At 55.1% G+C, this 26,184-nt stretch carries 22 protein-coding genes and 1 pseudogene; 5 read left to right on the top strand and 18 right to left on the bottom strand.

Annotated elements, in window-relative coordinates; translation table 11 throughout:
- The first annotated feature begins 2 nt into the window (after positions 1 to 2).
- On the top strand, positions 3 to 248 hold the full coding sequence (locus tag SynBIOSE41_RS18235) for a hypothetical protein (RefSeq protein ID WP_255475857.1): 246 nt from the start codon (positions 3 to 5) through the stop codon (positions 246 to 248).
- Here the strand turns inward: SynBIOSE41_RS18235 and SynBIOSE41_RS17085 are convergent.
- Together SynBIOSE41_RS17085 and SynBIOSE41_RS17080 are read right to left on the bottom strand one after the other, a co-directional pair.
- Complete coding sequence (locus SynBIOSE41_RS17085) at positions 245 to 1,627, bottom strand: mechanosensitive ion channel family protein (RefSeq protein WP_186539063.1); 1,383 nt, start codon at positions 1,625 to 1,627, stop codon at positions 245 to 247. The genes SynBIOSE41_RS18235 and SynBIOSE41_RS17085 overlap by 4 nt on opposite strands.
- Positions 1,624 to 2,892, bottom strand: a complete 1,269-nt coding sequence (locus SynBIOSE41_RS17080; RefSeq protein ID WP_186539062.1) for an extracellular solute-binding protein — start codon at positions 2,890 to 2,892, stop codon at positions 1,624 to 1,626. The genes SynBIOSE41_RS17085 and SynBIOSE41_RS17080 overlap by 4 nt, the downstream gene beginning before the upstream one ends.
- A 224-nt stretch (positions 2,893 to 3,116) precedes the next feature.
- Here SynBIOSE41_RS17080 and SynBIOSE41_RS17075 point away from each other — a divergent pair, with 224 nt between their 5' ends.
- Complete coding sequence (locus SynBIOSE41_RS17075) at positions 3,117 to 3,758, top strand: TVP38/TMEM64 family protein (RefSeq protein WP_186539061.1); 642 nt, start codon at positions 3,117 to 3,119, stop codon at positions 3,756 to 3,758.
- Here SynBIOSE41_RS17075 and SynBIOSE41_RS17070 read toward each other — a convergent pair.
- From SynBIOSE41_RS17070 to SynBIOSE41_RS17055, 4 genes are all read right to left on the bottom strand, one after another.
- Positions 3,740 to 3,928, bottom strand: a complete 189-nt coding sequence (locus SynBIOSE41_RS17070) for a hypothetical protein (protein ID WP_186539060.1) — start codon at positions 3,926 to 3,928, stop codon at positions 3,740 to 3,742. The two genes, SynBIOSE41_RS17075 and SynBIOSE41_RS17070, sit on opposite strands and share 19 nt — an antisense overlap.
- Entirely contained in the window at positions 3,925 to 5,052 is a 1,128-nt protein-coding gene (locus tag SynBIOSE41_RS17065; protein WP_186539059.1) for a TIGR00341 family protein, read from the bottom strand. Before SynBIOSE41_RS17065 ends, SynBIOSE41_RS17070 begins: the two co-directional genes overlap by 4 nt.
- Before the next feature lie 133 nt (positions 5,053 to 5,185).
- The gene (gene ligA, locus SynBIOSE41_RS17060) at positions 5,186 to 7,285 is read right to left on the bottom strand and encodes an NAD-dependent DNA ligase LigA (RefSeq protein ID WP_186539058.1); all 2,100 of its coding nucleotides are present in this window, start codon (positions 7,283 to 7,285) and stop codon (positions 5,186 to 5,188) included.
- Between the two features lie 12 nt (positions 7,286 to 7,297).
- Positions 7,298 to 7,717, bottom strand: a complete 420-nt coding sequence (locus SynBIOSE41_RS17055; protein WP_186541371.1) for a hypothetical protein — start codon at positions 7,715 to 7,717, stop codon at positions 7,298 to 7,300.
- Positions 7,718 to 7,809: 92 nt separating this feature from the next.
- On the opposite strand from SynBIOSE41_RS17055, the gene SynBIOSE41_RS17050 reads away from it, so the two are divergent.
- The 3 genes from SynBIOSE41_RS17050 (at position 7,810) to SynBIOSE41_RS17040 (ending at position 9,586) form a co-directional block, all read left to right on the top strand.
- Positions 7,810 to 8,358 (top strand): SprT family zinc-dependent metalloprotease, encoded by a 549-nt coding sequence (locus tag SynBIOSE41_RS17050; protein WP_066910586.1) that lies wholly within the window; start codon positions 7,810 to 7,812, stop codon positions 8,356 to 8,358.
- Positions 8,359 to 8,468: 110 nt separating this feature from the next.
- Complete coding sequence (locus tag SynBIOSE41_RS17045; protein ID WP_066910584.1) at positions 8,469 to 9,020, top strand: RNA helicase; 552 nt, start codon at positions 8,469 to 8,471, stop codon at positions 9,018 to 9,020.
- Between the two features lie 44 nt (positions 9,021 to 9,064).
- Positions 9,065 to 9,586, top strand: a complete 522-nt coding sequence (locus tag SynBIOSE41_RS17040; RefSeq protein WP_186539057.1) for a DUF1269 domain-containing protein — start codon at positions 9,065 to 9,067, stop codon at positions 9,584 to 9,586.
- A gap of 10 nt (positions 9,587 to 9,596) precedes the next feature.
- Here the strand turns inward: SynBIOSE41_RS17040 and SynBIOSE41_RS17035 are convergent, their stop codons facing one another.
- The 12 genes and pseudogenes from SynBIOSE41_RS17035 to SynBIOSE41_RS16985 all read right to left on the bottom strand — a co-directional run bounded on the left by SynBIOSE41_RS17035 (position 9,597) and on the right by SynBIOSE41_RS16985 (position 26,179).
- Positions 9,597 to 10,028 carry a hypothetical protein gene (locus SynBIOSE41_RS17035; RefSeq protein ID WP_186539056.1) on the bottom strand — a complete coding sequence of 144 codons (432 nt, stop codon included), beginning with the start codon at positions 10,026 to 10,028 and terminating at the stop codon, positions 9,597 to 9,599.
- A gap of 87 nt (positions 10,029 to 10,115) precedes the next feature.
- Complete coding sequence (locus tag SynBIOSE41_RS17030) at positions 10,116 to 10,709, bottom strand: chorismate lyase (RefSeq protein ID WP_255476065.1); 594 nt, start codon at positions 10,707 to 10,709, stop codon at positions 10,116 to 10,118.
- A 14-nt stretch (positions 10,710 to 10,723) separates the two neighbouring features.
- Entirely contained in the window at positions 10,724 to 11,455 is a 732-nt protein-coding gene (locus SynBIOSE41_RS17025) for a hypothetical protein (RefSeq protein WP_186539055.1), read from the bottom strand.
- A 24-nt stretch (positions 11,456 to 11,479) separates the two neighbouring features.
- Complete coding sequence (gene mnmG / locus SynBIOSE41_RS17020) at positions 11,480 to 13,456, bottom strand: tRNA uridine-5-carboxymethylaminomethyl(34) synthesis enzyme MnmG (RefSeq protein ID WP_186539054.1); 1,977 nt, start codon at positions 13,454 to 13,456, stop codon at positions 11,480 to 11,482.
- Positions 13,457 to 13,496: 40 nt separating this feature from the next.
- Positions 13,497 to 22,181 carry a cadherin domain-containing protein gene (locus SynBIOSE41_RS17015; RefSeq protein ID WP_255475856.1) on the bottom strand — a complete coding sequence of 2,895 codons (8,685 nt, stop codon included), beginning with the start codon at positions 22,179 to 22,181 and terminating at the stop codon, positions 13,497 to 13,499.
- 147 nt (positions 22,182 to 22,328) lie between these two features.
- Positions 22,329 to 22,505, bottom strand: a pseudogene (locus tag SynBIOSE41_RS18450) (SwmB domain-containing protein); the annotation flags it as partial.
- 174 nt (positions 22,506 to 22,679) lie between these two features.
- Positions 22,680 to 22,991, bottom strand: a complete 312-nt coding sequence (locus SynBIOSE41_RS17010; protein ID WP_255475854.1) for a helix-turn-helix domain-containing protein — start codon at positions 22,989 to 22,991, stop codon at positions 22,680 to 22,682.
- Entirely contained in the window at positions 22,988 to 23,656 is a 669-nt protein-coding gene (locus tag SynBIOSE41_RS17005; protein ID WP_186539051.1) for a hypothetical protein, read from the bottom strand. Before SynBIOSE41_RS17005 ends, SynBIOSE41_RS17010 begins: the two co-directional genes overlap by 4 nt.
- A gap of 18 nt (positions 23,657 to 23,674) precedes the next feature.
- Complete coding sequence (locus tag SynBIOSE41_RS17000; RefSeq protein WP_186539043.1) at positions 23,675 to 24,010, bottom strand: hypothetical protein; 336 nt, start codon at positions 24,008 to 24,010, stop codon at positions 23,675 to 23,677.
- 106 nt (positions 24,011 to 24,116) lie between these two features.
- Positions 24,117 to 24,866, bottom strand: a complete 750-nt coding sequence (locus tag SynBIOSE41_RS16995) for a helix-turn-helix domain-containing protein (RefSeq protein ID WP_186539047.1) — start codon at positions 24,864 to 24,866, stop codon at positions 24,117 to 24,119.
- Positions 24,867 to 25,137: 271 nt separating this feature from the next.
- Complete coding sequence (locus SynBIOSE41_RS16990) at positions 25,138 to 25,551, bottom strand: hypothetical protein (RefSeq protein ID WP_186539046.1); 414 nt, start codon at positions 25,549 to 25,551, stop codon at positions 25,138 to 25,140.
- Positions 25,552 to 25,882: 331 nt separating this feature from the next.
- On the bottom strand, positions 25,883 to 26,179 hold the full coding sequence (locus SynBIOSE41_RS16985) for a hypothetical protein (protein WP_186539045.1): 297 nt from the start codon (positions 26,177 to 26,179) through the stop codon (positions 25,883 to 25,885).
- Positions 26,180 to 26,184: the final 5 nt, after the last annotated feature.

The following is a 26,184-nucleotide window of genomic DNA, read 5'->3' as shown; positions in this document are numbered from 1 at the left end:
TGATGGATGATCCAGCTGGCATACAGCGAGATGCCGAGACCAAACAGCACCGGTCGGCGGAGTGCCGCTGCGAGATGGCTGCCCATGTTGCGGCCATGGCGGCTCAGGAACTGAAGCAGGAGCCAGGCCGCCACGAGCGCCAGGGTGCCCACCAGCAATCCTGTATTGGTCTGCAGGAATTGCAGGTGGAACCTCGCTGCCGCATGCGGCTCGGCCATGAGACTCGTGTGTCGCAGTCGCGAACCTAGCTCACGTCCTCTGTGGCTTCCGGTTCAATCACCTGCTCGGCTTGTAGCTGGGGCGTAAGGCCTTTGCCTGTGCTGGGCGGCCACTCCATCGGGTAGATCTGGCGCTGAGGGAAGGGAATGGTGATGTTGTCTTTCTCAAAGCGCTTCCAGATCGCGCGACGAAGATCACTGCCCACGTTGAATGCATCAAGAGGATCTGCAACCCAGAACGACATCTTGTAAATGATCGAGGATTCTGCGAAATCCATCACAAAAGCCGCTGGTGGCGGATACTTTTTCACTTTGGAATGCTCTGCCGCAATCTCCAGCAGAATGTCGATGATCTTGTCTGGGTCGTGTTGATAGGCAGCTCCAACCAACAGGCTGTCGCGCCTTGAGGTTTCTGTCGCTGTGTACGATGCGGCCTCCTGAGTGAAGAAGTTCTGATTCGGAATCAGCAATTCGGCGCCATCGCGACCTCGTCTCAGCTGGGTGGCGCGCAGGCCCAGTTTTCGCACGGTGCATGGATCACCGTTGATCATCAGGATCTCGCCTGGTCGGACTGATCCTTCGAACAACAGCCAGATGCTGCTGATGAAGTTGGAGATGATTTCCTTGGTGCCGAAACCAATCCCCACTGACAATCCACCGGCGATGGCTACAAACGCGTTTCCGTTGATGCCGATGTAGTAAGCCACACCGATGATGCCGATTCCGATCACGCTGTAGCGGAACAGCAACTCAAGGCCGCGTTGATTGCGTTTCTGTACTCCGAAAATCACACCACTGAGCCAGGCCATCAGTGCCGCCGGTCTGGAGGCAATGGTCACGATGAGGTAAATCGCCACGATGGCGGTGTACATCTTGCCGAGAGTGATCTCAACTCCAAAGAGATTGGCAACTCCGATCCTTGACAGGTTTTCTCGACTACCCAGCAGGCTCAGCAGCGACAAGGTGGCTGTGAACACATAGATTGGCTTGAACAGGGTGGTCTCCACTTCTCCGATCGGGAAGCGGGGATTGGTTTTTTCCACCAATGTTTTCAAAGGTGTGAACAGATTCCAGCCCAGCCAGAGCAGTCCGAAGTAACGCAGCAGACCGTAGGGAACCTGGATTAGTGCGAAGACCCCTGCCATCAGCAGCACCAGGGCCGGTCCCAGCAAGACGCGGATTGAATCAGGCAAGCGTTGATGCAGGCCTGCTCGGTTCAGAAGGCGCTGGAGACGTTGGTTGCGCTTGAGAAGGATGCTGCGTGTGCGTGCAATCAGAAGCACGATCAACACCAACATCAATTGGATGAGAACAGGCCAGCGCTGCACAAATGACAGCCAGCTGAGCATCTCGACCAGGATGTCTCCAGGCGCCACCGTGATCAGCAGATCGGAGAGGGTGGTAGTCATGAGGATTGGCTCAACACGGTCTGCAGTCGCTCAGCTGCCTTGGCGGGAGTTTTCGCCCCGAAGATCACATCATTGAGGATCTGTTGGATGGCTCGAGCGAGTTTTGGCTGGGCATCGATGGCACCAACAATTTCATCGCCAATTTGAATTTCTTCCTTGCCTTTGAATAAGTAGAGATTCTCGATACCAGGGATTTGCCGGTTGATAATCGTGGCGGCTGCGGGATTCACTGGGTAGTTGGTGCGGTAGCGCAATGACCAGGTCTTCTGGGCCCATGGTTGAACGATGAACTGCATCAGTTCTTCGGCGGTATCCCGCTGGCGCGCACTGGAGTTGCGGCCCAGTCCCCACACCTGGAGTTTGGTGATGGGCATGGCAGGGGCTGCGGGTCCAGCCGGCAACGAGGCAACGCCGAGATTGTCTTTCAAGGCTTCTCTCAGTTGGGGTAACTGTGAGGTCCAGCAGCTGATCCAGTGGAGTTTTCCACCAATCAGCTGCTTGCGCAGTGTGGCCTGATCCCTCCAGAACATCACGTTCTGCTGATAGCTGGCATCCCGCAGCCAGCTCAGCCAGCTGACCAATCGCTGGGTTTGTTGTGCAGTGGGTTGTTTGCCGCGCAGGGAACTCGCCAGTGCGCTGCCGGCCTTGAATCCGCTCATGCTCCAGTAGAGGTCTTCAAAGTTCTGGGTGATGCCAAACACCTGACCTTCGCTGCTCTGTTTGGACATCAGTGCGAGCGTTGTTGGCGGCTCCTTGAGTTTGCGTTTGTCGTAACAGGCGAGCTGGATGTACTGGGAGACCGGAAGACCTGTGACTTCTCCACGGGAATTGGTGACGCGTTGCAGCAGGCCTGGTGCGATGGCGCTGCGTTGCTCTGGCGTGATGGGCACTGGGTCCAGCAGATTCGCGACGGAGAGTTCCTGGATCACGCGGGCATCTCCCATCACCAGATCCGGCCCAAGTCCGCTGTAGGTCTGGCGTTCCAGTTCAGATTCGACAGCCGCTTCTGAATAGAGAGCGGGTTGGATGCGCAGCCCTGGAACCACATCCCAAAGGTTGTTTTGAAAACTGCGCAGACGCTGACGGTCCCTGGAACTGTCAGCCGGGGTGACTTTTTCATTGGTCGGCAGGATGCGGGCCACACGCAGCAATTTGATCGGGGTTCGACCGTTGCTGCTGCAGGCGCTCAGCAGCCCAGCTGTGCAGAGAAGACCAAGTAGCACCAGGCGATGACGGACTGGTTGTCCTGAGAGGGGAAGGGTCATGAGCCGTTCATCTCACCGGTCGGTTTCGGATTAAACGGGGAGGCATTGCTTCAGCCGGCCAGAAACTCATCAATCAGTTGACTGGTATCCCGCTCGATACCACGACGCTAGAGCCTGATAAGGATTTGGTCAGGGTTCTGATTCCATCAGCGGCCTATCTCTCGCTGTTGCAGTTGCGTTGTTGTTGTGGTCCATGGAACGGTGATGGCACCGATGGATGAAGGATGGACGCGATCGCTCATCTGATTGACACCGAGGCGGTTCTGGCATGGCTGCAGTCGCCCGCGGGAGTTCTGCTTTTTGTGCCCCTTTACGCCATCTGGGTGACCCTGCTGCTGCCAGGGATCTGGGCTTCGATGCTGGCGGGTGCGCTGTATGGACCCTGGTGGGGCAGCCTGATCGTGTTTGCCGGGGCAACCCTTGGAGCTGAGGCCGCGTTTTTGCTGGGCAGGCACTGGCTCAGGGGCTGGGCGCAGCAGCGCCTTAGCCGTTTTCCCAAGCTGCTGGCGATTGAGAAGGCCGTCAGTCGGGAGGGGTTTCGCTTGGTGTTGCTGACGCGTCTCTCACCAGCGTTCCCCTTCTCTTTGCTGAACCTGGCCTATGGACTGAGTGAGGTGAGTCTGCGGGATTACAACCTCGGCTTGATTGGGATCATTCCTGGAACGATTCTGTTCTGCGCTCTTGGTGCTCTGGCCGGCAGTGCTGCCAGATTTGGCGAAGTGTTGGCCGGGGAGACCTCCGCTCAGGCATGGGTGCTTCGGGTCGTGGGAGTGCTGGCCACGGTGGGAGTGGTCTGGCTGGTGGGACGTTCCGCTCGCAAAGCCCTACAGGAAGCAGGCGCTGATGCTCAGGATTCTGAGCTCTGATCAGGATCCGGAAGGCGCCAGTCACGCACAGCGGCGATCACAACAAACCAACCCAGCCTGGCTTTGGCTGTGAAGCCACTGCGGTTGCTGAGGTCGGCATATTTGGCCCGACCGCACTCTGTTTTGATCCAGCGGAAGATGGGCGGATGATCTCTCTCTAGGTTGCTCATTGCGAGGCCGGAAGTGCTGAGGTGTCGCTGAATTTGTTGATCTGATTGGGAATCACGCTGATCGTGATTTTGATGTCATCAAGTTGGAACTCCTGTTTCGCATTGTTCATAAGTGTTTCGGAGATTTCATTGGCCAGGTCTTCGTTGAGAACCCCCCGTGGTGCGCTCAAGACCAGATCCACGCTGGCCTTGTTGTTGAGCACCCGCACATTGCTGAACAGCAGCCGCACCCTTTGCCACAAATAGGCGTTCTTGCTGGTGATCTTGAGCTGATTGACCTGACCTGCCTTGAAGGTGTCGAACCTGCTGACGATCTTCTGCTTGACATTGAAGTCATGCAGAGCCGAAGACAGGGGAATGCACAACAGTCCCAGAAGCGCCAGCCATAACAGCAGATTGCGCCAGCACTGAACGACGCTGCCGTAACGCTGCACGAGGAAGATGAACAGGCTTGCCACCGTGATCCCAATCAGGTTGACCAGGAACAGCAGGAAGGAGCCTTCGGAGATCTGATTGGTGATGCCGGCCACCGTGCCGCGACCAAACACCGCCACCACCTCATTGCCCATGCTCAGGCCGATGCCGCAGACGCACAGTGGTGGAACCAGAGCCACAGCGATGGCGACGCCGGCCAGGGAATTGGACAGACGTTCGCGGGTCATGCTGAAGGATCCGGCGACAGCGGCCGCCACTGCCACTCCCAGGTCAATCAGATTGGGCGCTGTGCGAGACGTCATCTCGCGATTCACCTCACTCACATCCAGCAGTGACGCCAGCAGTGCTGCGGTGGCAACCACAGCGATCACACCGATCACCACCGTCAGCAGTGAGCGTTTTGCCAGCTTGTTGTTGCTGATGGAGAGAGCAAACGCGAGGCTGAGGATTGGATCCATCAGTGGCGCCACGATCATGGCTCCGATCACGACTGCCGGGCTGTTGGAGATCAGTCCCAGAGTGGCGATCACCGCCGCGCACAGCAGCAGCACGAAAAAACCAAGTGAGGGCTTGGATGATGCGATTCGGGCCTGGTAAAGCTCCTTGCGCGGTATCCGGTTCTCGAGGTTGATCTGCCATTCGCCGGACAGATTGTTCAGAACGCTTCGAAAGGGAGAGGCAGAGTCCACTTGGTTTGGATGCTGGACATGAATGCTTGTTCAGTCTCTGCCATCACTCCAAGCGAGCAGATGCTTCGGGCAGGAGACGCATCTCTGCGTCATCGTCTCTGCGAAACGGTCCAAGAATGGCTGCCCAGGCTTTTTAGGTTTTGCTTGATTGGAGCAAGGCGACCAGTCCCGCTTCATCGATCACGCTGATCCCCAGTTTGTTGGCCTTCTCCAGCTTGCTGCCGGCCTCTTCTCCAGCGAGCAGGAAGGTCGTTTTTTTGCTCACGGATCCACTGACCTTGCCACCTGCGGCTTCGATCAGCTCCTTTGCCTGAGTGCGGCTCATGGAGGGAAGCGTGCCTGTGAGGACGACGGTTTGACCGGAGAGCACTCCATTCGTGCTGCTGCGGCTTGCCAACTCCTGGCGCTCCTGCTCACTGCTGGCGAGGGAGAGGCCAACGTCCTGAAGCTGCTTAATCAGCGTCTGATTGGCAGGGGTGTTGAACCATTGCTGCAGGCTCTGGGTGATCTCCGGACCAATGCCGTGCAGCTCGCTGATCGCTTCAGGGTGATCAACGGCAGTGCTGCTAAGCGTGTCGATGTCTGGAAAGGCTGCTGCGAGGCCTTTGGCGTTGACCTCGCCCACATGGTGGATGCCAAGTCCATAGAGCTGGCGTGCCCAGGGCTGGGAACGGGAAGCCTCCATTGCTGAGATGAGATTTTCAGCACTTTTCTCACCCATCCGTTCCAGGCTGCTCAGCAGCGCGGCATCAAGGCCATACAGGTCGGAGATTGAACGTACGAGCCCCCTCTCAACCAGCTGTTCGATTAATTTCCCGCCCATTCCCTCCACGTCGAGGGCTGCTTTGCTGACCCAGTGACGTAAAGCGCCTCGCAGAATTGCCGGGCAGCTGCTGTTCACGCAGCGGGTTGCGGCTTCACCGCTTTCGCGAACAAGCTCAGAGGCGCAGCTGGGGCACTGATGGGGAAGATCAAGCGGTCGAGCGCCTTCAGGCCTGAGTTCGGAAAGCACGCGGAGTACCTCAGGGATGATTTCTCCGGCCTTGCGCACCACAATCGTGTCGCCGCTGTGGAGATCCAGTTCCGCCAGTCGGTCGGCGTTGTGCAGGGTGGCGCGACTGACGCTGGTGCCAGCCAGGGCGACCGGTTCGAATTCGGCCACCGGGGTGATCACGCCGGTTCGGCCCACCTGGCAGGTGATGCGGAGCAGCCGGCTCGGAGCTTCCTCGGCTGGGTATTTCAGCGCGATGGCCCAGCGTGGTGCTTTCTGCGTGAAGCCTGCGCTGTCTTGAAGACGCAGATCGTTCAGTTTCACCACGACTCCGTCAGTGGCGTAATCAAGGTCGTGACGTTGGCTGTCCCAGCTGTTGAAGAAGGTCTCCACCGCAGCAAGATCCGGCAGCAGGGCTGCGTTGGGATTCACCCGGAAGCCTGCGCTGCTCAGCCAGCTGAGGCACTCCCACTGGCTGATCGGGCGTGGCCCAGCCCAGTTGTCCGGTAGGTGCAGTGTGTAGGCGAAGAAATCCAGTCGACGTGCCGCCACCACTTTCGGATCGAGCTGGCGCAGGGTGCCGGCACAGGCATTGCGTGGATTGGCGAACAGCGGTTCATCCCGCGCTGCCCGGTCGGCATTGATGGCAGCGAAGGTGCGATCGGGAATCAGAGCCTCGCCACGAACTTCCACCCAGGCCGGTGGTGGGTCGAGCTGCAGGCGCAGAGGGATCGACGCGATGGTGCGCACATTGGTGGTGATCTCTTCTCCCTGTTCCCCGTCACCGCGGGTGGTGCCTCGAATCAGGACTCCGTTTTCGTAGCTGAGAGCGAGGGCATTGCCATCGATCTTGAGTTCCCCGACCATGGCCAGTGCCGGCAGGGGTTCACCCGCCTGCGGCTCTCTGTCGAGCACCTTCAGCAGGCGTGCGTACCAGCTGCGCAACTCTTCGGCGCTGAATGCATTGTCGAGACTGAACAGCGGGATGCGGTGGGCGACGCTGGCGAATCCCTCGGAGGGCGTCCCACCCACTCGTTGGGTGGGGCTGTCGGCGCACACCAGCTCGGGGTGAGCCGTCTCCAGATCCAGCAGTTCCCGGTAAAGCTGGTCGTAGACAGCATCCTCAAGCTCGGGAGCATCCAATACGTAGTACGCGTGGGCGGCCCGGGTGAGCAGCTGTCTCAGTTCAGCGGCGCGCTCGCTGAACTGAGTCGACGCGTTGTCTGGAGCTGGCGCTGTCACGGGCAGGACGACTCAACTCTTGATGGTGGCGATGCGCTCGATTTTCCAGGTGTCTTCCACCTTGGTGAAGGTGAAGTCGAGGGGCATTTCCTCTTTGTTTTCTGCGATCAACTTCACGGTGAGGATCATGCTTCCTTCCTGCAGGCGTGGTCGGCCCGATTTGAGGTTGCGAAAGCGATTGAGCTTCAGACCTGCGAGGAAGCGGATGAACTGCTGTCGATTGACATGCTGCCGGTAGGACTTGGTGGTGAGCAGATATGCCGCATCCACACGGCCCGCTGCCACCTGAGTGAAAAATTGCTTGATCAGCGGGTTGATGCCGCGGGCGCTGAGCACCAGCTTCACGGCGGTGACCGTCCAATAAACAAGCAGGGCTCCACCACCGGCCAGCAGGGCCTTGCTCCCGATCTCCCGCACCAGACCCAGATCCATCAGCTGTTTCCAAGTGAGTGCTGAGTCTGACTGACGAACTGCGAGATGGAGGCAGACTGGGCCGACGTCGTTGTTCAAGGCCTCCGCCATTCATGCCGCTCGAGCCGCTGCTCCCTTTGTTTCATCGCCTGAATCGGGAGCATTTCGAGGGAGCTCTCTGCCGAGGACATCAACCACTGCTTGCGTTGCGTTGGAGTGATGGTCGCCTGCGTCGAACGGCTGGTCTCTACCGGCGAGGGCCTGCGGTGGCTCCGCCGTTCGGGCGTGAAATTGTTCTCTCCAAACCGTTGCTGGATCCTCTGCCGAGAGAGGCCACTGAAAGCACCCTTTGTCACGAGATGATCCATGCCTGGGTGGATCTGGTGCTGAAGCGTGAGGAGGGTCACGGACCCTGCTTTCGGCAGCGCATGGAGGTCATCAACGCGGCCCAGACACGCTTCGAGGTCAGCGTTCGCCATCGTTTTCCCGTTCCGCAGAGTTCCCCGCGCTGGATCGCGATCTGTCCTCGTTGCGGACGCCAGACTCCCTATCGCCGCAGGATGCGTCAAGCGGCCTGTCGATTGTGCTGCGATCGGCATCATGGGGGTCGCTGGAATGCAAGTTGTCTGCTTCGCTACGAACCTGCAGCGGAGGACAGCTGAGCGGGATGGAGGTTTTTCTCTGGGTGTTGGAAGCAGGTGGAGTTTCGATCGTTTTGATTGGTCTGCAACGGGAGCGTTGGTTGCAGCACAGACGTCGGTAACGTCGGGTCATGGATTCACGTCGACAACGCTCGCAGCGCAGTCCTGACCCCTTGGACCGGCGGCTTGACCGCTGGTTAGACACGGGACGTCAGCTGGTGGATGGTGTCTCCGGAGCCAGACCAGGCCGACGCGGTCATGACCGTCTGGATGGGTCTTCCAGATTGGATGCAATGGGTCGTTGGGTTGGTGACCGAATCGACTGGCTGTTGGATGAAGAGGATGACTGGCGTGAGTTGTCTGAGCGGCCGCAGAGTTTTCAGTCCGCACGCCCTGCGCGTGCCGACGTCTCAACACCAGTGGAACGATCAACGCCTTCACCACGTAAACGTCCACTCCAGGCTCTCTCCCGTCGCCAGCCGGTGTTGCCTCCGCCTGTGGTCTCAAAATCATCTGTGAGGTCGTCCGATGACGATGATGTCTGGCCGGAAGACGATAGTTTCCGGGTGGAGCGCTGGAAGCGTTCCGCCAGTCGTGATGTCGAGGCGGATTCCGGCTCTTCGTCAACCTCTCGGGCGTCGTCCCGTCGACCTTTGCCGCGTTCCAGTCGCCGTCGGGATTGAGCGACAGCATTTCTACCTATGATTAGGGTCGTTGCATCAACAACATGAGCAATCTTGTGGTGATTGGTTTCCCCAAGGTTGAGGAAGCTGAGCAGGTTCGTCTTGAGCTGGTTGCGATCCAGGAAGAGCATCTGATCACCCTCGAGGACGCTGTGGTTCTCGAACACGGCAGTGACGGTCACGTGCACCTTCGCCAGGCCATCAACATGACCGCCGCAGGTGCCATGGGCGGAAGCTTCTGGGGACTGCTGATCGGACTGATCTTCGCCAACCCGCTGCTTGGCGTGGCAGCGGGTGCCGGTGCCGGTGCGGCTTCGGGAGCCCTCAGCGACATTGGCATCAACGACAAGTTCCTCAAGGAGCTGACCGAAACCCTGCCTCAGGGAAGTGCAGCACTGGCTCTGCTTGTGCGGGATTCAACGCCTGATCGTGTGATTGATCGCTTGCGTCGTCATCTGCCCAATGCCCGCTTGATACACACCAGCCTCAGCCATACGGATGAGGAGAAGCTCAAGCAACAGCTGGAGCAGGCCCGCAAGCAAGCCGAAGCACTGCGGATGGCCTGACCTGATCAGCTCAGTGCCGGTTGCTCAATGGCCGGCACACCTGATATTGACAGCCGCGCTGGCTCAGCTGGCGGTTCACGTCTTCCACCAGATCGGCTGGTAGCTCTTCGGCCATCTGATCCGCTGTGGTGGTGATCGATGGGGAACCGTCATTCATGGCTTCGAGCAGATCTGTCCATTGGCCGATGTGCTGAGAGCGGGATACCGGCTGGTACCCCTGTCGCTTCAGTAACTCTGCGCAGAGATCAGCGTTCCAGAGCAGCGAACGTCCACTCATGTGTGGCATGTGTTGATCAACCGCACCCGCTGAGAGTGCCGCTTCTGTGGGGCGCCCATGCCTGTCCCGCCATCCCTGATGTTCGAGGGCTCGTCCGCAGTGGAACGAGGAGATGCCGAAGTTGCGGCCCAGATCGTTGAGGGTTACCCAGGTGGAAGTCGCCATGGAACCATTGCCGATGTGGCCATGATTGCTTCAGCACAAGAGCAGGCAAGTTGTCAAGTGAAAATCCGCATCAAACGCTGGCTTTCTTCATGACGTTGCATGAAGCGGTCGTCGTGGCGCTTCACCCAGCCAGCGTTCGAGAGCTGGGCTGAACACTTCTCGGATCACGGTGAGCTCCCTGCCCTGGCGGAAGAAGCGGTAGTGGCGGCTCCAGAACGGCCCTCGTTCGCCAAATCCTTGCTCCAGCCAAGGCTCTGTGACGAGTGCCAGTCCATCCACTTCACGAAACAGTTCCGATCGTCCCTGGGTGAGGCTGAGCCAGATCGGCTGTTCTCGATTGCTCAGATTGCGCTCCGCTTCATCCTGGTTCCACCAGCTTTCGGCCCAGGCCAGCGTGGTTTCGCCACAGTTCAGCCAGACCTGGCGGCGAAGCAGGGGTGGCTCCAGTTCCTGGACCTCCGCAGGCCGTGGTCCTCCGGTTGCCTTGCTGAGGTTGGCGTCCGCGTCCATCGCGATCAGACGCACTTGCACGCTGTGGCCAGTGAGCAAGCGCAGGTGTCTGGTGGGACTGCCATCTCCCAGCAGCATCAGTCGCCATGGGCCTGGCAGCCAGCCTGGTTCCTCTCCCGCCAGCACGGAGGATGTGGGGGCTTCCCACAGCACGGAAGGAGAAGGGATCAGGGAGCTCACAGTGTTTAGAAAGCACCTCCAACACTGAGTGATTGGCTTGCACCTGATCGCTCAATCACGGCGCCATGGGCGCTAACGCTTTGCAGCGTCCAACCGCTGTTGCCGATCGATTCACCGGGAACAGTGGAGAGGGAGAGCCCGCCGAGTTGAAAGATGGCTGAGCCTTCGCCGTTACCGGCGTGAACCACACCGACTAGCTGAGGTTGCGCAGTGACTGCTGATCCCTGATCGGCAATTGAGGGATTGCTGGTGGCCTCGGCTGTCGGCAGTGGAATCGTGATCGGCTCCAGTTGTGTTGCCGATGCGTTGGGTAGTGCAGTGATGTCCAGAGCGTTTGCTGTTGTGGATTGATCGGTCAATGTCTCAGCAGCTGTCTTTGATGTGGTCTCTGGAGCAGGCTTGCTTGTTGCGTTCTTGCGTTCAGATGGTTGGTTGTTGCGCAGTCGTTCGATTAAGGCGAGGTTCCCTTCCCGTTCCAGTGCCTGCTGAGTCAGCCTCCAATGGAGTGTCAGTCCGCTGCTGCCGAGAACAGCAATTAGGCCTAGCGCGGCCAAGCCGACCTGTGGCCAGGACAAACCTGCTTGATTTTGATCACTCGCTTCTTTTTGTTTTGACGGCGGATTGACCTGCAGCTGCACGGTTTTGAGGATGTTGTCGTCATCGTTGAAAACGCGGTCGAGAATTTGCTCGGCGCGCAGGTTCCAGTACGCACTGGACGTGGGGATGCGAGAGGGCAATGCAGACCAGTGAGTGCGCCAACGCTATCGAGCGTTGGCGCTTGAGGCGAGGGATGTGCGCTTCTGGTCGCGACGCTGCTGCAGCTCCAGCCACACCAGCAGGGAGCTGAGATCAGCCTGGCTGACGCCGGGGATCTGGCTGGCCTGGCCCAGTGTGAGCGGCCGCAGATCGCTCAGTTTTTCGCGCGCTTCACGCGACAACGTGCTGATGTTGGCGTAATCGATCCCAGCGGGCAGCTTGCGTTTGCCCTGGCGTCTCACCTGATCGATCTGCTGCTGTTGCCTCTGCAGATAGCCGCTGTATTTGATGTCGATCTCAGCGCCTTCCCTCACTGGTAGGGGCAGATCGGCATCAGCTAGGCCGTGGCGTACCAGGTCTGCTGTGTGCATGCCTGGCCGGCGCAGCAGGTCGGCCAGGGTGATGGATCCTTTGATAGGTGCGCCGGTCTCCGCTTCCACAGCTGCTGCCACAGGGTCGCTCACCTTGAGCCGTTGGCACTGCAGCCGCTGCTTTTCGTTCTCCATGGCAGCGAGCTTCTGCTCGAACAATTGCCAGCGGCGGTCATCGATCAGACCGATTTGCCGGCCAAGAGGGGTCAGGCGTCGATCGGCGTTGTCACCGCGAAGCACGAGCCGGTATTCACTGCGGCTGGTCAGCACCCTATAGGGCTCACGCAGATCCTTACTCACCAGGTCATCGATCATCGTGCCGATGTAGCTGCTCTCCCGGGAGAAGTGCACCGCTTCCTGACTGCGGACGCGCCGAACCGCGTTGAGTCCGGCGACCAGGCCCTGAGCAGCGGCCTCCTCATAGCCAGTGGTGCCGTTGAGCTGGCCTGCGCTGAACAGCCCCTCCACCCGCTTGGTTTCCAGTGATGGCAGCAGCTGTGTGGCTGGTAGGTAGTCGTAATCGACTGAGTATGCCGGTCTCAGCATCACGCACTGTTCCAGTCCTGGAAGGCTGCGCAGCAATTGCAGCTGGATGGGCTCAGGGAGCCCGGTGGAGAATCCCTGCACATAGATCTCCGGAGTGTCGCGACCTTCAGGTTCCAGAAAGATCTGGTGGCTCTCTTTGTCGGCAAAGCGAACGATCTTGTCTTCGATTGAGGGGCAGTAGCGAGGCCCCTTGCTGTCGATCACGCCGCCGTAGATCGCCGTGAGGTGCAGGTTGTCCTTGATCAGTTGATGGGTTGCAGCGGTGGTGCGGGTGATGTGACAGCTCATCTGTTCACCGCTGCTCCAGGAACCTGGGTCAAAGGAAAAGAAGCGGTCTGCAGCGTCGCTGGGCTGTTCCTCCAGTTGATCAAGGGCAATGCTGCGCCGGTCGACACGTGCTGGAGTGCCGGTTTTGAGCCGGTCGGTGTGGAATCCGAGCTGCTGCAGGGCTTCAGTGAGCCCCTCGGCAGCCTGCTCCCCTGCACGTCCAGCGGCCATCGACTGGTGCCCGACCCAGATGCGCCCACCCAGAAATGTGCCGGCGGTGAGCACCACGGCTTTAGCCCCGTACACGCTGCCGAAATAGGTGCGTACGCCGCTGATGCGTGCCTTGGGTCCCTGGCTTGGGTCCCAGGATTCGCCACCGCCGTTCGGATCACCGTCGATCTCCAGACCGGTGACCATGGCTTCGCGCAGAGCCAGGTTGGGGGTGTGCTGCAGTAGTTGCAGCATCTGGCGCGAGTACTGCCGTTTGTCGGTCTGGGCACGCAGGGCCCAGACGGCGGGGCCGCGGCTGGCGTTGAGGATGCGCTTCTGGATGGCTGTGGCATCGGCGAGGCGCCCAATCACGCCGCCAAGAGCATCCACTTCATGTACCAGCTGGCTTTTTGCCGGTCCGCCCACGGCCGGATTGCAGGGTTGCCAGGCGATGCGGTCGAGATTGAGGGTGAACAGTGCTGTGTTCAGCCCCAGGCGTGCAGCCGTGATGGCCGCTTCACAGCCTGCATGGCCTCCTCCCACGACGATCACGTCGAAGACTTCAGTGGGAGCTTTGGAGGCCGTCATCTCTTCATTCTCCAATGCCACCGGTGTTGGCCCCAAAGGCTCAGATCATTTCCACCAACATGGTGATGTCGTTGAAGTCCCAGTCCGAGCTTGGCGATGAGATTGTGTCTTCGTATCCAAAGAAGTTGCTGCCCAGGTTTTTGATGGAGCCCTGGTTGTCCGTCGTGCTGGTGATGCCGAATGTGAACAGACGATCTGTTTCCTGATTGATAAAAACAGGAGCATAAAAACCTTCGTCAGCCTGATTAAATGTCCAATCGATTTGTGTTGTCTTTTCTCCGCTCATCAGGATCTCTGTATTGTCCGGGTTGATCAGGCTGTCACGAACTGCTGCTTCAAAGGTATTTTCGTCTGACGAAGCAATTCCGTCAACGGTGAATCCGTTGACATCGTCAGCAGTGAGTTTGACAAAAGCCACTCGATTGGTGTCGCCGCAGTCGCTTTTTAAGGTCAACCGAAGTTTGGTTGCACCTGGATTGAGATCCGTCATGTTCAGGATTGAATCATTGACGTGATCTTGCTCTGAGGCGAGTTTGAAAGCGTTGATGTTCTGGGACTGTTGAGAGGTGGTGATTTTTAAGGATAAATCGTCGTAATCCCTTTCTTGATTGTCAGTGTCTTCAAGATGGAGCATGAAGCTGTTGTCGAGCTGCGAATCGATTTGCAGATCTGGGGACTGAATGAGTTTCTGATTATGGCTTGATTGATGGAATTTGATCTCACTGCCGCCGCTGAGAAAGAGTTCAGTTTGTCCCATGTTGGTGGAATCTCTGGTGGCGCCAATGGATCCCATGGCTTCTCCATCAGCATTCACGATTTGCAGGCTGTTCTGCCAGTCGGAGTTGTTTCTGAGAACTTCCAGCTGGATCCAAACACCGCTTTCTCCCGTAACACGGAAGCCAGTGTCATCGTTGTTTCTGACCAGTTCACTGGGAGTTGCAAGTGGTTGAGCAGGGTTGATGTTGTTTTGGCTGCTGCTGCTGTCGCTATGACGACCACCACTGCCACTGCCACCACCACTTCCTCCTGGGCCACCGCTAACGGCATCGTTGGCGCCGGTGATGTTGACCTGGAAGGATCTCGTCGCTGTGAGGCTGCCGTCCGAAACGAACAGCTCAAAGGAATCGGAAACGCTTTCACCTTGGTTGAGGGCTTCGATCACAGCGGTGGTGGGTATGTATTCATAGGCTCCGGTTGAGCGGTTGAGGCTCAATGTGCCGTAATTTCCAGATGCTGTTGATCCGCTGTTTCCACTGATTCCATAGTTCAGGACTGCAGAAGCATCAGCATCGGTACCGGACAGCTGGCCTGAGAGGTTGCTCGTATTTAAAAATGAGGAGTTTTCTTGATCTTTAATGTCGCCTGGAGTGATTCCTTGAAGAGTCGGAGCATCATTAACGCCTACGACTTTGATATCGATTTCAGCAGTATCAGTGTTTTCGCCATCGCTTAGTGTGTAAGTAAATAAATCAGAGACTTGATCGCCTGCATCCAGTGTATCTGCAGTTTCTTGGTTTGCCGTATAGCGATAGGAGCCATCCTCATTAATTGCGATTATTCCATAGGTGCCAGTTGCTGCTCGACTGACTATTTTGGCATTGGATGATTGAATAGAAGTATTGCCTGTTTCATCTGAGCTGGAATTGCTGCCTGTTGAGCTTGTATTGGATGATTGGATAGAAGTATTGCCTATTTCGTCAGAGCTGGAATTGCTGCCCGTTGAGCTTGTATTGGATGATTGAATAGAAGTATTGCCTATTTCATCTGAGCTGGAACTGCTGCCTGTTGAGCTTGTATTGGATGATTGACTTGATACTTCAGCGCCTGTTCGTACGGTTGAGATTGAGAGGGAATCGCCGTCAACATCAGAATCGTTGGCTAACAAGCCCTGAACAGTGGGCCTAAACTTTGAGCTGTCTTCTTCAACTTCGAAGGCATCATTGGTGGCAACTGGGCTGTCGTTGAGGCCGGTAATGGTGATGGCAATTTCACCCGTATCTGTGTCTTGAGAGTCAGAGACGGTGTATGTAAAGGTCTCGGTGCGGGTTTCGCCTGTGAGTAAACGTTTGGATGTGGTTTGGTCGGCCGTATAAGAGTAGGAGCCATCAGATTCGATGGTCATTCTTCCATATTGACCTGTCAGTGTTTTGCCTGGTTGAAATGCAACGTTGCTTTGCTGTTCTGTGCCTAAACGGAATTGTTCAATCGTCAGAGAATCCCCTTCTGGATCGGTGTCATTCGCTAAGAGCTTTGCTTTTGATTCCGTTGAGATCGTGGAACCTGCTTCTACTGCAACGGCTTCATCAATACTTTCGGGTGCATCATTGGTGCCGCCAACATCGACGATCGAAGTGATGGCAATCGAGTTGGTATCACCATCGTTGACTTGCCATTCAATTTTTCGCTCTCCAATGACGGGATTAGTATTATCAGTATTGGTGTAGGTGACCGTCTCGAGCGCTGAGATGTAATTGGATAAAGAAGTTGAGCCTGTTAAAGAGAGCTCTCCTGTTGAGCTATTCCAGTTGTGAACAATTCCGTAGGCATTGGTGAAGCCAAGTTGATCCTCAGATGCTTGGTAGGTGTCTGGGGTAAATTTGATGCTTGCGCTTTCAATGTCTGTATCGTCGGGGTCAACAATATCTAAACTTCCGTCAATGATCGTGACAGCACCTTGTTTTTCGGTGTATTTCTTTTTTTTGGTGGCATCAACGATGTACGGTGCATCATTGATTCCATTGATGGTGAACTGAATATCAGCTGTTTGTGTCAGTTTGTTGTCAGTTAAGACGTAGTGGAACGAATCAACGGCAGTTTCACCTGATCTTAGAGCATTAGCGTTGTCGGCTGAATACTGATAAGAGCCATCTGTATTGAGCGTGAGTAAGCCATAGTTGCCGTTGATGGCTTGACCCAGAATCCCCTCAGTTGCATTGGTTTCTGTGCTTTCGCCAAGGTAGAACCTGTGAATAGTTAGTGAGTCACTTTCTGCATCGCTGTCATTGCTTTGGATGATGCCACTAGATGCAGAACTATCAATGCTGCTGTCTTCATTGAGTGAGATGGCATCATCAACCGCATTAGGTGCTGTGTTGGAGTCTTGAACATCGATTGTGATTTCTGCTGTGCCTGTCTTGTTACCGCTATCTGTAGCTGTGATGCCTAGGATATGTTGATCTGATTTGTCATAGTCAAGTGACTTGTCTGTTGCTACTGATATCTTTCCTGTTGTTTCATTGATGGCAAAGAGATTGCTTTCATTGCCTGATGTGATGGAGTATTTGATTGAATCACCGTCCAGGTCGGTGTCCTTTGATGTATTGGAATCACTCAGATCGACCAGTTCTGTTCCAGCACTCACTGAATCCAGAACGTCAATATTTTGAGCCGTCAGGGCGGGGTCATTGTCGTTGATATTGCCGACGTCGACTTGGAAAGTCTTTTCTGTGGTTTGGGTGCCGCCTTTGGGGCCAGTGGCGGTGCCAACCACTTTGATTGAATGACTGGTTGCTGTTTCGTAGTCCAGACTTCCAGCGAGAGTGACAACACCAGTTGTTGCGTTCAGGTCAAATAAGACGCCGCGGTTGCCATCGCTGGCAAAGGCATAGGCAAAGCTGGTTCCAGCATCGCCATCACTGCCCTTTGCTGTGATGCCAACGGTGGTGCCAGTCGTTGCATTTTCTGCAACTGTGTTGGCTGTGCTATCACCGTCACTCAGGGTTGGAGCGAATTCATCAACGTCAGTGACGTTGATGGTGATGTCTTTGGTTGCGGTTGAGGTATCGCTGTTGGTGTCGGTGGAAGTGGCACGAACCGTGACGGTATGGGACTGGGCAGATTCGAAATCGAGCGCTTTGCCAGCAGCGAGGGTGATGACGCCAGTTGAGGCATCAATGGCAAAGAGGTTGCTGGGGTTGGAGGTGAAGTCGTAGGCAATGGATGTGCCGTGATCAGCATCAGTGCCGAGAGCTTTGACACCAACGCCATCACCAGTCGTGGCATTTTCCGCAATGGTGTTGGTGGCTGAATTGCTGTCGGCTACGGAGAGGGCGTTGTCATCAACATCGGTGACGTTGATGGAGATTGTTTTGCTGGCAGTTGATGTATCGCCGTTGGTGTCGGTGGAAGTGGCACGAACCGTGACGGTATGGGACTGGGCAGATTCGAAATCGAGCGCTTTGCCAGCAGCGAGGGTGATGACGCCAGTTGAGGCATCAATGGCAAAGAGGTTGCTGGGGTTGGAGGTGAAGTCGTAGGCAATGGATGTGCCGTGATCAGCATCAGTGCCGAGAGCTTTGACACCAACGCCATCACCAGTCGTGGCATTTTCCGCAATGGTGTTGGTGGCTGAATTGCTGTCGGCTACGGAGAGGGCGTTGTCATCAACATCGGTGACGTTGATGGAGATTGTTTTGCTGGCAGTTGATGTATCGCCGTTGGTGTCGGTGGAAGTGGCACGAACCGTGACGGTATGGGACTGGGCAGATTCGAAATCGAGCGCTTTGCCAGCAGCGAGGGTGATGACGCCAGTTGAGGCATCAATGGCAAAGAGGTTGCTGGGGTTGGAGGTGAAGTCGTAGGCAATGGATGTGCCGTGATCAGCATCAGTGCCGAGAGCTTTGACACCAACGCCATCACCAGTCGTGGCATTTTCCGCAATGGTGTTGGTGGCTGAATTGCTGTCGGCTACGGAGAGGGCGTTGTCATCAACATCGGTGACGTTGATGGAGATTGTTTTGCTGGCAGTTGATGTATCGCCGTTGGTGTCGGTGGAAGTGGCACGAACTTTGACGGTGTGGGACTGGGCAGATTCGAAATCGAGCGCTTTGCCAGCAGCGAGGGTGATGACGCCAGTTGAGGCATCGATGGCAAAGAGGTCGCTGGGGTTGGAAGTGAAGTCGTAGGCAATGGTGGTGCCGTGATCAGCATCAGTGCCGAGAGCTTTGACACCAACGCCATCACCAGTCGTGGCATTTTCAGCAATGGTGTTGGTGGCTGAATTGCTGTCGGCTACGGAGAGGGCGTTGTCATCAACATCGGTGACGTTGATGGAGATTGTTTTGCTGGCAGTTGATGTATCGCCGTTGGTGTCGGTGGAAGTGGCACGAACTTTGACGGTGTGGGACTGGGCAGATTCGAAATCGAGCGCTTTGCCAGCAGCGAGGGTGATGACGCCAGTTGAGGCATCGATGGCAAAGAGGTCGCTGGGGTTGGAAGTGAAGTCGTAGGCAATGGTGGTGCCGTGATCAGCATCAGTGCCGAGAGCTTTGACACCAACGCCATCACCAGTCGTGGCATTTTCAGCAATGGTGTTGGTGGCTGAATTGCTGTCGGCTACGGAGAGGGCGTTGTCATCAACATCGGTGACGTTGATGGAGATTGTTTTGCTGGCAGTTGATGTATCGCCGTTGGTGTCGGTGGAAGTGGCACGAATCGTGACGGTATGGGACTGGGCAGATTCGAAATCGAGCGCTTTGCCAGCAGCGAGGGTGATGACGCCAGTTGAGGCATCGATGGCAAAGAGATTGCTGGGGTTGGAAGTGAAGTCGTAGGCAATGGTGGTGCCGTGATCAGCATCAGTGCCGAGAGCTTTGACACCAACGCCATCACCAGCAGTGGCATTTTCAGCAATGGTGTTAGTGGCTGAATTGCTGTCAGCTACCGAGAGGGTGTTGTCATTAACGTCAGTGACGGCAATGGTGATGTCTTTGGTCGCTGCCGAGCTATCGGAGGATGTGGCTTTGACCGTGATCGTGTGTGATTGCTTGCTCTCGTAGTCAATCGTTCCTTTAACGGAGACAACTCCGGTGGAGGAGTTGATGGCAAAAAGACCACCAGCATCGTCGGTTAGTGCATAGGAGCTGATCGATACGCCGCGGTCAGCATCAGCTCCTAAGGCTGTGACTCCGACAGGCGTTCCAGCAGACGAATTTTCTGCGACTGTGTTTTGACTGCTATTGTTATCACTTAGGACAACGTCATTGTCATTGAATGGGGTGATATTGACTGTGATAACCGCTTCTGTTGATGCATTGCCGGCTTGGGCACTGATGGTGAGTGAATAGCTGGTTGCTGTTTCGTAATCCAGGCTGGCACCGGCTTTGATTGTGATGACGCCCGTTGAGTCGTTGATGGCAAATAATGTCGTATCGCCTGACTTGATGCTGTAGCTAATTGCTTCACCATCTGGACTCTCATCTTTGAGGGTGTTGGAATCCTGCAGGTCAATGACTTTGACCTGAGATGTTGTGTCGGTGTTTTCAGCAAAGCTCTCGGTTGCTGACTGGATGCTTGGTGGAGTACTGGTGCCAATGGCTAAGTAGTGGATACTTTCGTTGCTGCTATGCGTTACCTCGCCATCGCTTGAAGTGTCTTCTTGAATGCCAACGCTAAAGGTGCTGGTGTTGAGATTATGAACGCGGCTAAAGGCTGGGTCTGAGCCTTCAAATGTGCGTAGTCCGGCGAGTAAGAAGGGAGTTGATGCATAGGTGTTGAGGAATGTTTGCTCTTTGGGCTTGTGGGTAAAGACCTTGCCTAGTGCTTGACCTTCAAGATCAATGCCACCACTGTTGCTCTTGCCGCCCGAGTAGGCCATCCAGGCAAAGATTTCCTTGGCAGGGTGGCCGCCTTTGTGCTCTGCTTCCTGGAAGCTGTATTGAAAACCTGTTGAACTGACATTTTTGGTTCGTGTGGTGATGAAATCTGAACCGTTATGCGTTTGTGACTGACCAAAGAGAACAGGAATATCGCTGAAATCTGCACCACTAAATGGGATCGTGCCTGACCAGCTACTTGATTTTGTAGAGGGATTGCTGGGATGTCTCTTTTGCCCTTCTGAATTTGCTAGAAAGATCTTTTCATCGACGAGTTCATGCTTGCCAGTTTCTATAACAAAGTAGCTGATGATTTCGTCAGTGTGAAAACTCTTTCCTTGGGAAGTTCCGTAGTACTTTGGTTCGTCAAGTTGTACTTGGAAGGAGCTTTTTTTGACAGCATGTAGCCTTGTTGCAACCGGGTCTTGCTCATTGCGGCTGACAACATTGCTGAAGACCAGAGGCGATGAGAAGCCTCCTGGAAGATTGAGGTCTATCTTTTGAAAAGCGGGCCCAACTTTGGCGTAGCCGTACTCGGCAAATTTATTCCCGTATTTATCAACTAAGAATCTGCTGCTGAGGTCAATGATGGAGAGATTGGTGACCGATTGGTTGCTAAATGAGCTTGCGTCATTGCCGCTGTAATCCTGAACCGCAGCACTATCATCGCCGCTCGCGTCGCTGTAACTAATTTGAATGTTGGTATCGCTGCTCTTAATCGCTTGATTCAGGGTTAGTTCAATGCTTGGGCCATTGGCCTCAATCTCCGTGATTGCTCTAGTTGTTCCATCGACCTTAACGCTGAATTGGCTGCTGCTTGGTAGGTCTGCCGAAAGGTTTTCGCTGAATTTGACAATGATCTTTTCACCGTCAATTGAGGTTTGAATGGAGCTCAGGTTGGGTGTGACGCTGTCATGGAACTTGAGGACGCGAACTGTTCCTTCGACACTTGGAGCTGAGTCATGGGAAGCCGGAGATCCAATCGCCAGATAGGTGCCATCTCCCGACAGACTGATCGCTGTATCTTCGTTATTTCTAAAATTGTGTTGAGTTGGCCCATCAAGGTCAATTCCTTGCTGTTGCCATGAGCCATCAATGAACTCGTAGAGCCGAACATGGCCTGCATTGGTGCCGCCACCATCATTGAGGTGGGCTGCAATCGCAACTCGCTTGCCATTATCGGAAAGGCTTACGGCAATACCTGATTGATCATCATTGGCTTCTCCATAGATGGGCGAGCCAAGAGGTTGCAGGCCTCCTCCTTCCTGGACCTCATAAATATCAACCCGGCCTTTATTGCTACCGGCGTCGTCATTTTGCGGTGATCCAGCCGCTACAACTGTGCCATCACCTGAGATGGAGATTGAATATCCTCGCCGATCATATTCAGCGACTCCATCAATACCGCGACCATGTTTAAGCCATTGCTTTTTGCTGCTGTTGTAGCGATATAGATAAATCCTCCCATCCTCTTTATCATTTCCAGTATTTCCATAACCACCGAAAGCTACCGTGTCGCCATCTGCAGAGATGTCGACGGCTGCGCCAACGTGGCCGTCGGCTGTATCGCCGCGGTGCCATTTCTCCTGGTTCCACTTGTTGGAATCACTGAGGCGGAAAATTCTGACAAGTCCAACATCCTTCTTTGAGCTGTGATCAAAATTAGATGCCCCGACGACGAGTACTTTGCCGTCGGCTGATAATGCAACCGATTTTCCAAATGCCTCGCCTTCAGTGCCCCCTTTGATTTCGTGGTTGCTGGCATATTCTGTATAGCTTGTGCCGTCATATTGAAATGTGCGGACATGCCCAGCATTTGTTTTAGTTCCGTTATCAAAATGACTGGCTCCTATCGCAAGAATCGTTCCGTCGGCTGACAGGGCCACGGCATGGCCATATCGATCTTGAGTATCTGTACCGTTAATCGTGTCAATGAGATTCCAATTTTCTCCACTCCGCTTGTAAATACGAATTTGACCTCTATGTGTTCCACCTCCGGCTGCTTGTGGCACGCCGACAGCCATTGTGCTGCCATCTTTTGATAGGCAGACTGCAGTGCCATACCAATCATCTGTGGTGTCGCCTTTCAGGTTGCTTTGATTACCAGCTTCTTCGAAGGCCCTGCCTTCCACCGTTGAGTTGTTGGTGACGGAAGTGCTGCTTAGCGATGCAGCGTCATTCCCTTGGCTGTCTTGAACGGCATTGCTGTCGTTTGAGCTCGATGGATCGGTGTAAGTAACGGCGAGGTCATGCCAGCTGGGAATGGGCCTGCTGACTGTGAGTTCAACGGTGGAACCAGAGACAGCAACAGCTGTGACGTCGTTGTCAACCCCGCCTGAGGTGACTGTGAAGGCGGAAGCGGCAGCTGTTGTGGCAGAGAGCGTCTCGTTGTAGGTGAGGATGATCTTGGTGCCGGCAGTGTTAGTGGCAGCAGACAAGAAGGTTGGAGTTGACATCGCTACTCCATGCCTGCGAAGTACTTCTCAGCCCCAATTCCTGCCAGGCGTAACCCAATCACCAGGATTTCTCAGTTGGCACTCAGACTTTTCTAAGTATCCATTCCCCGTTTTGGGGCGTTCTTTGACCCCATAAGTGCGCGATTTGCTTCAGAGCCTCTCGTTCACTGGGTTTTAAGGGGGCTCTCCTGCATTGATTGTGTTAGGAGCTTCGATCCGGTTCAGGGTGGCTTGTGGGGGTTCGCCGTACTGCTGCTGGTATCGCCGTGCAAAGTGGCTGCGGCTGGTAAATCCCACGGCCGATGCGATCGCTCCGACGCCATTCAGCCCCAGCTCACGGCGTCGGCTTGGATTGAGCAGTAGTTGGCCAATCCTGTCCATGCGGATCGATCGTTGCAGCTCAAGAGGGGTGCAGGCGAAGTGTTTCCTGGCTCCTTTAAACAGTGATGTCCGAGATTGATTCAGCTCGGCTGAGAGCGCATTCATGGACAGCGACTTGCTTGTGTTGTTGGCACACCAGTGCAGCAACTCGATCGCGGCTTGATGGCGATCCTCCCGTGTGGCGATGTGCATGGTGTGTTGATGGAGGAGGCATTAATGGCACCGGAGGTGTGTCCGTCGAGGGCATTGAGAACGGAAGCAGCAAGAGAGGTGTCCGTGAGGGTGACGGCTTCATTGCCGAGATTGCTGATGCCGCCTGATGTGTAAGCAGTATTGAGGTCAGCGGCAGTGCCAGAGAGCGTGTTGATGGAGCTGGCATTGATGGCGCCAGAGGTGCGTCCATCGAGTGTGTTGAGAACAGAGACAGCAAGGCTGGTGTCAGAGATGGTGACGGCCTCGTTGCCGAGATTGCTGATGCCTCCTGATGCATAGGCAGTATTCAGGTCAGCGGTGCTACCGGTGAGCGTGTTGATGGAGCTGGCATTGATGGTGCCGGAGGTTTTGCCGTCCAGTGTGTTGAGAGACACAACGGCCAGGGATGTGTCCTCAAGGATGTGTGCTTCATCTCCAAGCCCTGTCAGATTGGGCAAGTTGTAGAGGTAATTGATGTCTGCAAAACTGCCTTGAATTGTGCTGACAAAAGCTGCATCAAGGCTTCCGCCATTCAGGTTCCAGGTATTGATCAGATTGTTTGCCGTAACTAAAGACATGGCATCTATTCTCTCGCTTTATTTCTTCAACAGGCAAAGTGGCGGATTGCCTGGATTTGTTGAAAAGAATGTTGCCCAGTCAGCGGGATATGGTTTGCGTGTAGTATCAACAAACGTTTTGGCTATAGAAATATTGGCGTGAATTAATTTTGACTCAAAACAGAAATTGGATTGATCTTTGGGAAGCGTCGAAATGTCTGCTCTAATAAATTTGGTTGTTGTAGTTGCGTCCGCAAAAAATTTTGATTCTTGTTCCAATGTCGATGTCTTCTGCTTGTTCGACATTGATTGGTTCGTCAATGTGATTGAGCTTTCGACGGCATCAGGTGCTTCAGAAGGCGTGGTGTCGGTCACGTCTGGAGCAACTCAGGAAAGTCTCAGCAAATTCTGGGAGAAAACCCATCAATCCCAAGGGCAACGTGATCCCAAAAGTGCGGGATTTTTTTCAATCCCTGATCGTTCAGGTGTCCGTCGCATCGCGGCTGCGGTTCAGGGTGGCTTGTGGGGGTTCGCCGTACTGCTGCTGGTATCGCCGTGCAAAGTGGCTGCGGCTGGTAAATCCCACGGCCGATGCGATCGCTCCGACGCCATTCAGCCCCAGCTCACGGCGTCGGCTTGGATTGAGCAGTAGTTGGCCAATCCTGTCCATGCGGATCGATCGTTGCAGCTCAAGAGGGGTGCAGGCGAAGTGTTTCCTGGCTCCTTTAAACAGTGATGTCCGAGATTGATTCAGCTCGGCTGAGAGCGCATTCATGGACAGCGACTTGCTTGTGTTGTTGGCACACCAGTGCAGCAACTCGATCGCGGCTTGATGGCGATCCTCCCGTGTGGCGATGTGCATGGTTTGGCTGTTTTGCGCTTCAAAGCAGCCAATCACAGTGTCGATCAGCTGATCGGGTTCTTCGGGTTTCCAGGTGTCCTGATCTCGTTCCACCAGATCGTTGAGTTGCTGCTGCAGGCGGCGTCGCAGTTCCACCTGCACTTCCAGCTGATTGGTGCCCTCCCAGCGCTTCAGCATCAGCGGTCCACCTCCATGCTGTGCATGGCGTTCCAGCAAGGCTTCCTTGCCGATCACCAAAGTTGCCAGTGTTGCCTGGGCAGGCACGCTGAGATCGAAATCGCTCAGCGTTCGTTTGTAGCCCATCAAGCCTGGCCAAGGCATGGGAATTCCCTGGGCGCGGTACGGCTGATCCGCTATGGCGTCCGTCAATGGAATGGCCAGCGTGCAGGGCTTGGGCCGCCGCGTCCCGCTGAGAAACAGGTTCTAGTTGGTTTCGATCGCTTCGCGCAAGCAATTCAGCGAAATATTCCCCTTCGTCGCCTTTTGTGTCTTTGCTTTTTAGTATCCGATCAAAGTGGTGGCCAAGCTCTTCATTCAGCACTCTGGTGGTATCTTTAAATGATGCCGTTTTGAGCCAGTCTTGGTTCAGAAAAATCTTGCCATTTGTCGAAGAGTACGCGCCGCTGCGGCCGTACATCTTTTAGCTTGCAAGCAGAACAATCTCGGGAAGTAATGAGTAGTTTTGTTCTGCTAGCTGGGCGTTGATTTCTTGCAGCTTTGCGGGTATTTCTAGTAGGTTTAGGGCTATTTTGCCTGAGGAAATTAGATCGCCATTTTTTGCTGCTCTGTGCAGGCTGCTTTGCCATGCGTTTTCATGTTCAGAAAGGGTGTGGCCTATTCCGCTGTCAACATCAATGGGGTGGGTTGTCTGCTCTGAGATCTGCTGGGGGGAATTCTGGGTAGCTCTTGGTGGAGTGGCTTCGTTGGGGTTGTGCTGAATTCCGGCTGGTTGGCAAGGATCCGTGCAGTCTCCGTTAGTTGTGTTTTCTCTTTGGCTACTCCCAGCCGCAACTTCTGGCTTCTCGCCTGATGACGCATCGCTTGGATTTCTCATTGCACCTTCCCTCTGTTAAGGCGCAGCAAGCTCCTGATGATTACGACGTAACCAGCTGCAGCTATGGGCATCCCGGATCGTTTCAGCAATCACTCACCTAATTTTTAGCTATTTCCAAGCATTGCCAACGTCTGTATGGGCCTGATCGTGCGAGAAATTCATGTGCAGATTTGTTCGGGTCGCCTTGTCGTTGCTGGGATCGCACTGCCCGCTGGCTCACGACTGGTGATCCCTGTGGGGGCGATTGATCTCAACTTTGTAGGTTTCAGCCCCAGATCTCGCCCTGGATTAGGCAGTTGGTGGGTTCTGGTTTGCTGTGTTGTTCACACCCTTAGGCAGGCATTCGATACTGGCTTGGTGGAGGTTTTTCCGTTTGCCACTGGTCATGCTTTGTCTGTTTTGAGTTTCTCAGCAGTAAACAAAGTATTGGTGAGCTGATCGGGTTTTTCGGTTTTCCAGCCTGCCTAGTCTCTTTGAGCCGTATCATTGAGTTGCTGATAAAGGCAGCATCGCCGGTCTGGCTCAACTGCCCAGCGGATTGATGTTTTTCAAGCGCTCCAGGCTTCTGTTGCTTCTCCTGGCGCCCAAAATCGTTGAAGTGAAGCAGGCTTATGGCTGTTCCATCCATTAATG

It is taken from the genome of Synechococcus sp. BIOS-E4-1, assembly GCF_014279995.1.
GTDB lineage: Bacteria > Cyanobacteriota > Cyanobacteriia > PCC-6307 > Cyanobiaceae > Synechococcus_C.
This window is presented reverse-complemented; position numbering and strand designations above follow the sequence as displayed.

Bases quoted from the DNA above. Each gene is read 5' to 3' on its own strand.
- SynBIOSE41_RS18235 (WP_255475857.1), top strand. From the start codon at position 3: ATGGATGATCCAGCTGGCATACAGCGAGATGCCGAGACCAAACAGCAC.
- SynBIOSE41_RS17085 (WP_186539063.1), bottom strand. From the start codon at position 1,627: ATGACTACCACCCTCTCCGATCTGCTGATCACGGTGGCGCCTGGAGAC.
- SynBIOSE41_RS17080 (WP_186539062.1), bottom strand. From the start codon at position 2,892: ATGACCCTTCCCCTCTCAGGACAACCAGTCCGTCATCGCCTGGTGCTA.
- SynBIOSE41_RS17075 (WP_186539061.1), top strand. From the start codon at position 3,117: ATGGACGCGATCGCTCATCTGATTGACACCGAGGCGGTTCTGGCATGG.
- SynBIOSE41_RS17070 (WP_186539060.1), bottom strand. From the start codon at position 3,928: ATGAGCAACCTAGAGAGAGATCATCCGCCCATCTTCCGCTGGATCAAA.
- SynBIOSE41_RS17055 (WP_186541371.1), bottom strand. From the start codon at position 7,717: ATGGATCTGGGTCTGGTGCGGGAGATCGGGAGCAAGGCCCTGCTGGCC.
- SynBIOSE41_RS17050 (WP_066910586.1), top strand. From the start codon at position 7,810: ATGCCGCTCGAGCCGCTGCTCCCTTTGTTTCATCGCCTGAATCGGGAG.
- SynBIOSE41_RS17045 (WP_066910584.1), top strand. From the start codon at position 8,469: ATGGATTCACGTCGACAACGCTCGCAGCGCAGTCCTGACCCCTTGGAC.
- SynBIOSE41_RS17040 (WP_186539057.1), top strand. From the start codon at position 9,065: ATGAGCAATCTTGTGGTGATTGGTTTCCCCAAGGTTGAGGAAGCTGAG.
- SynBIOSE41_RS17035 (WP_186539056.1), bottom strand. From the start codon at position 10,028: ATGGCGACTTCCACCTGGGTAACCCTCAACGATCTGGGCCGCAACTTC.
- mnmG (WP_186539054.1), bottom strand. From the start codon at position 13,456: ATGACGGCCTCCAAAGCTCCCACTGAAGTCTTCGACGTGATCGTCGTG.
- SynBIOSE41_RS17010 (WP_255475854.1), bottom strand. From the start codon at position 22,991: ATGAATGCGCTCTCAGCCGAGCTGAATCAATCTCGGACATCACTGTTT.
- SynBIOSE41_RS17005 (WP_186539051.1), bottom strand. From the start codon at position 23,656: ATGTCTTTAGTTACGGCAAACAATCTGATCAATACCTGGAACCTGAAT.
- SynBIOSE41_RS16990 (WP_186539046.1), bottom strand. From the start codon at position 25,551: ATGAGAAATCCAAGCGATGCGTCATCAGGCGAGAAGCCAGAAGTTGCG.
- SynBIOSE41_RS16985 (WP_186539045.1), bottom strand. From the start codon at position 26,179: ATGGATGGAACAGCCATAAGCCTGCTTCACTTCAACGATTTTGGGCGC.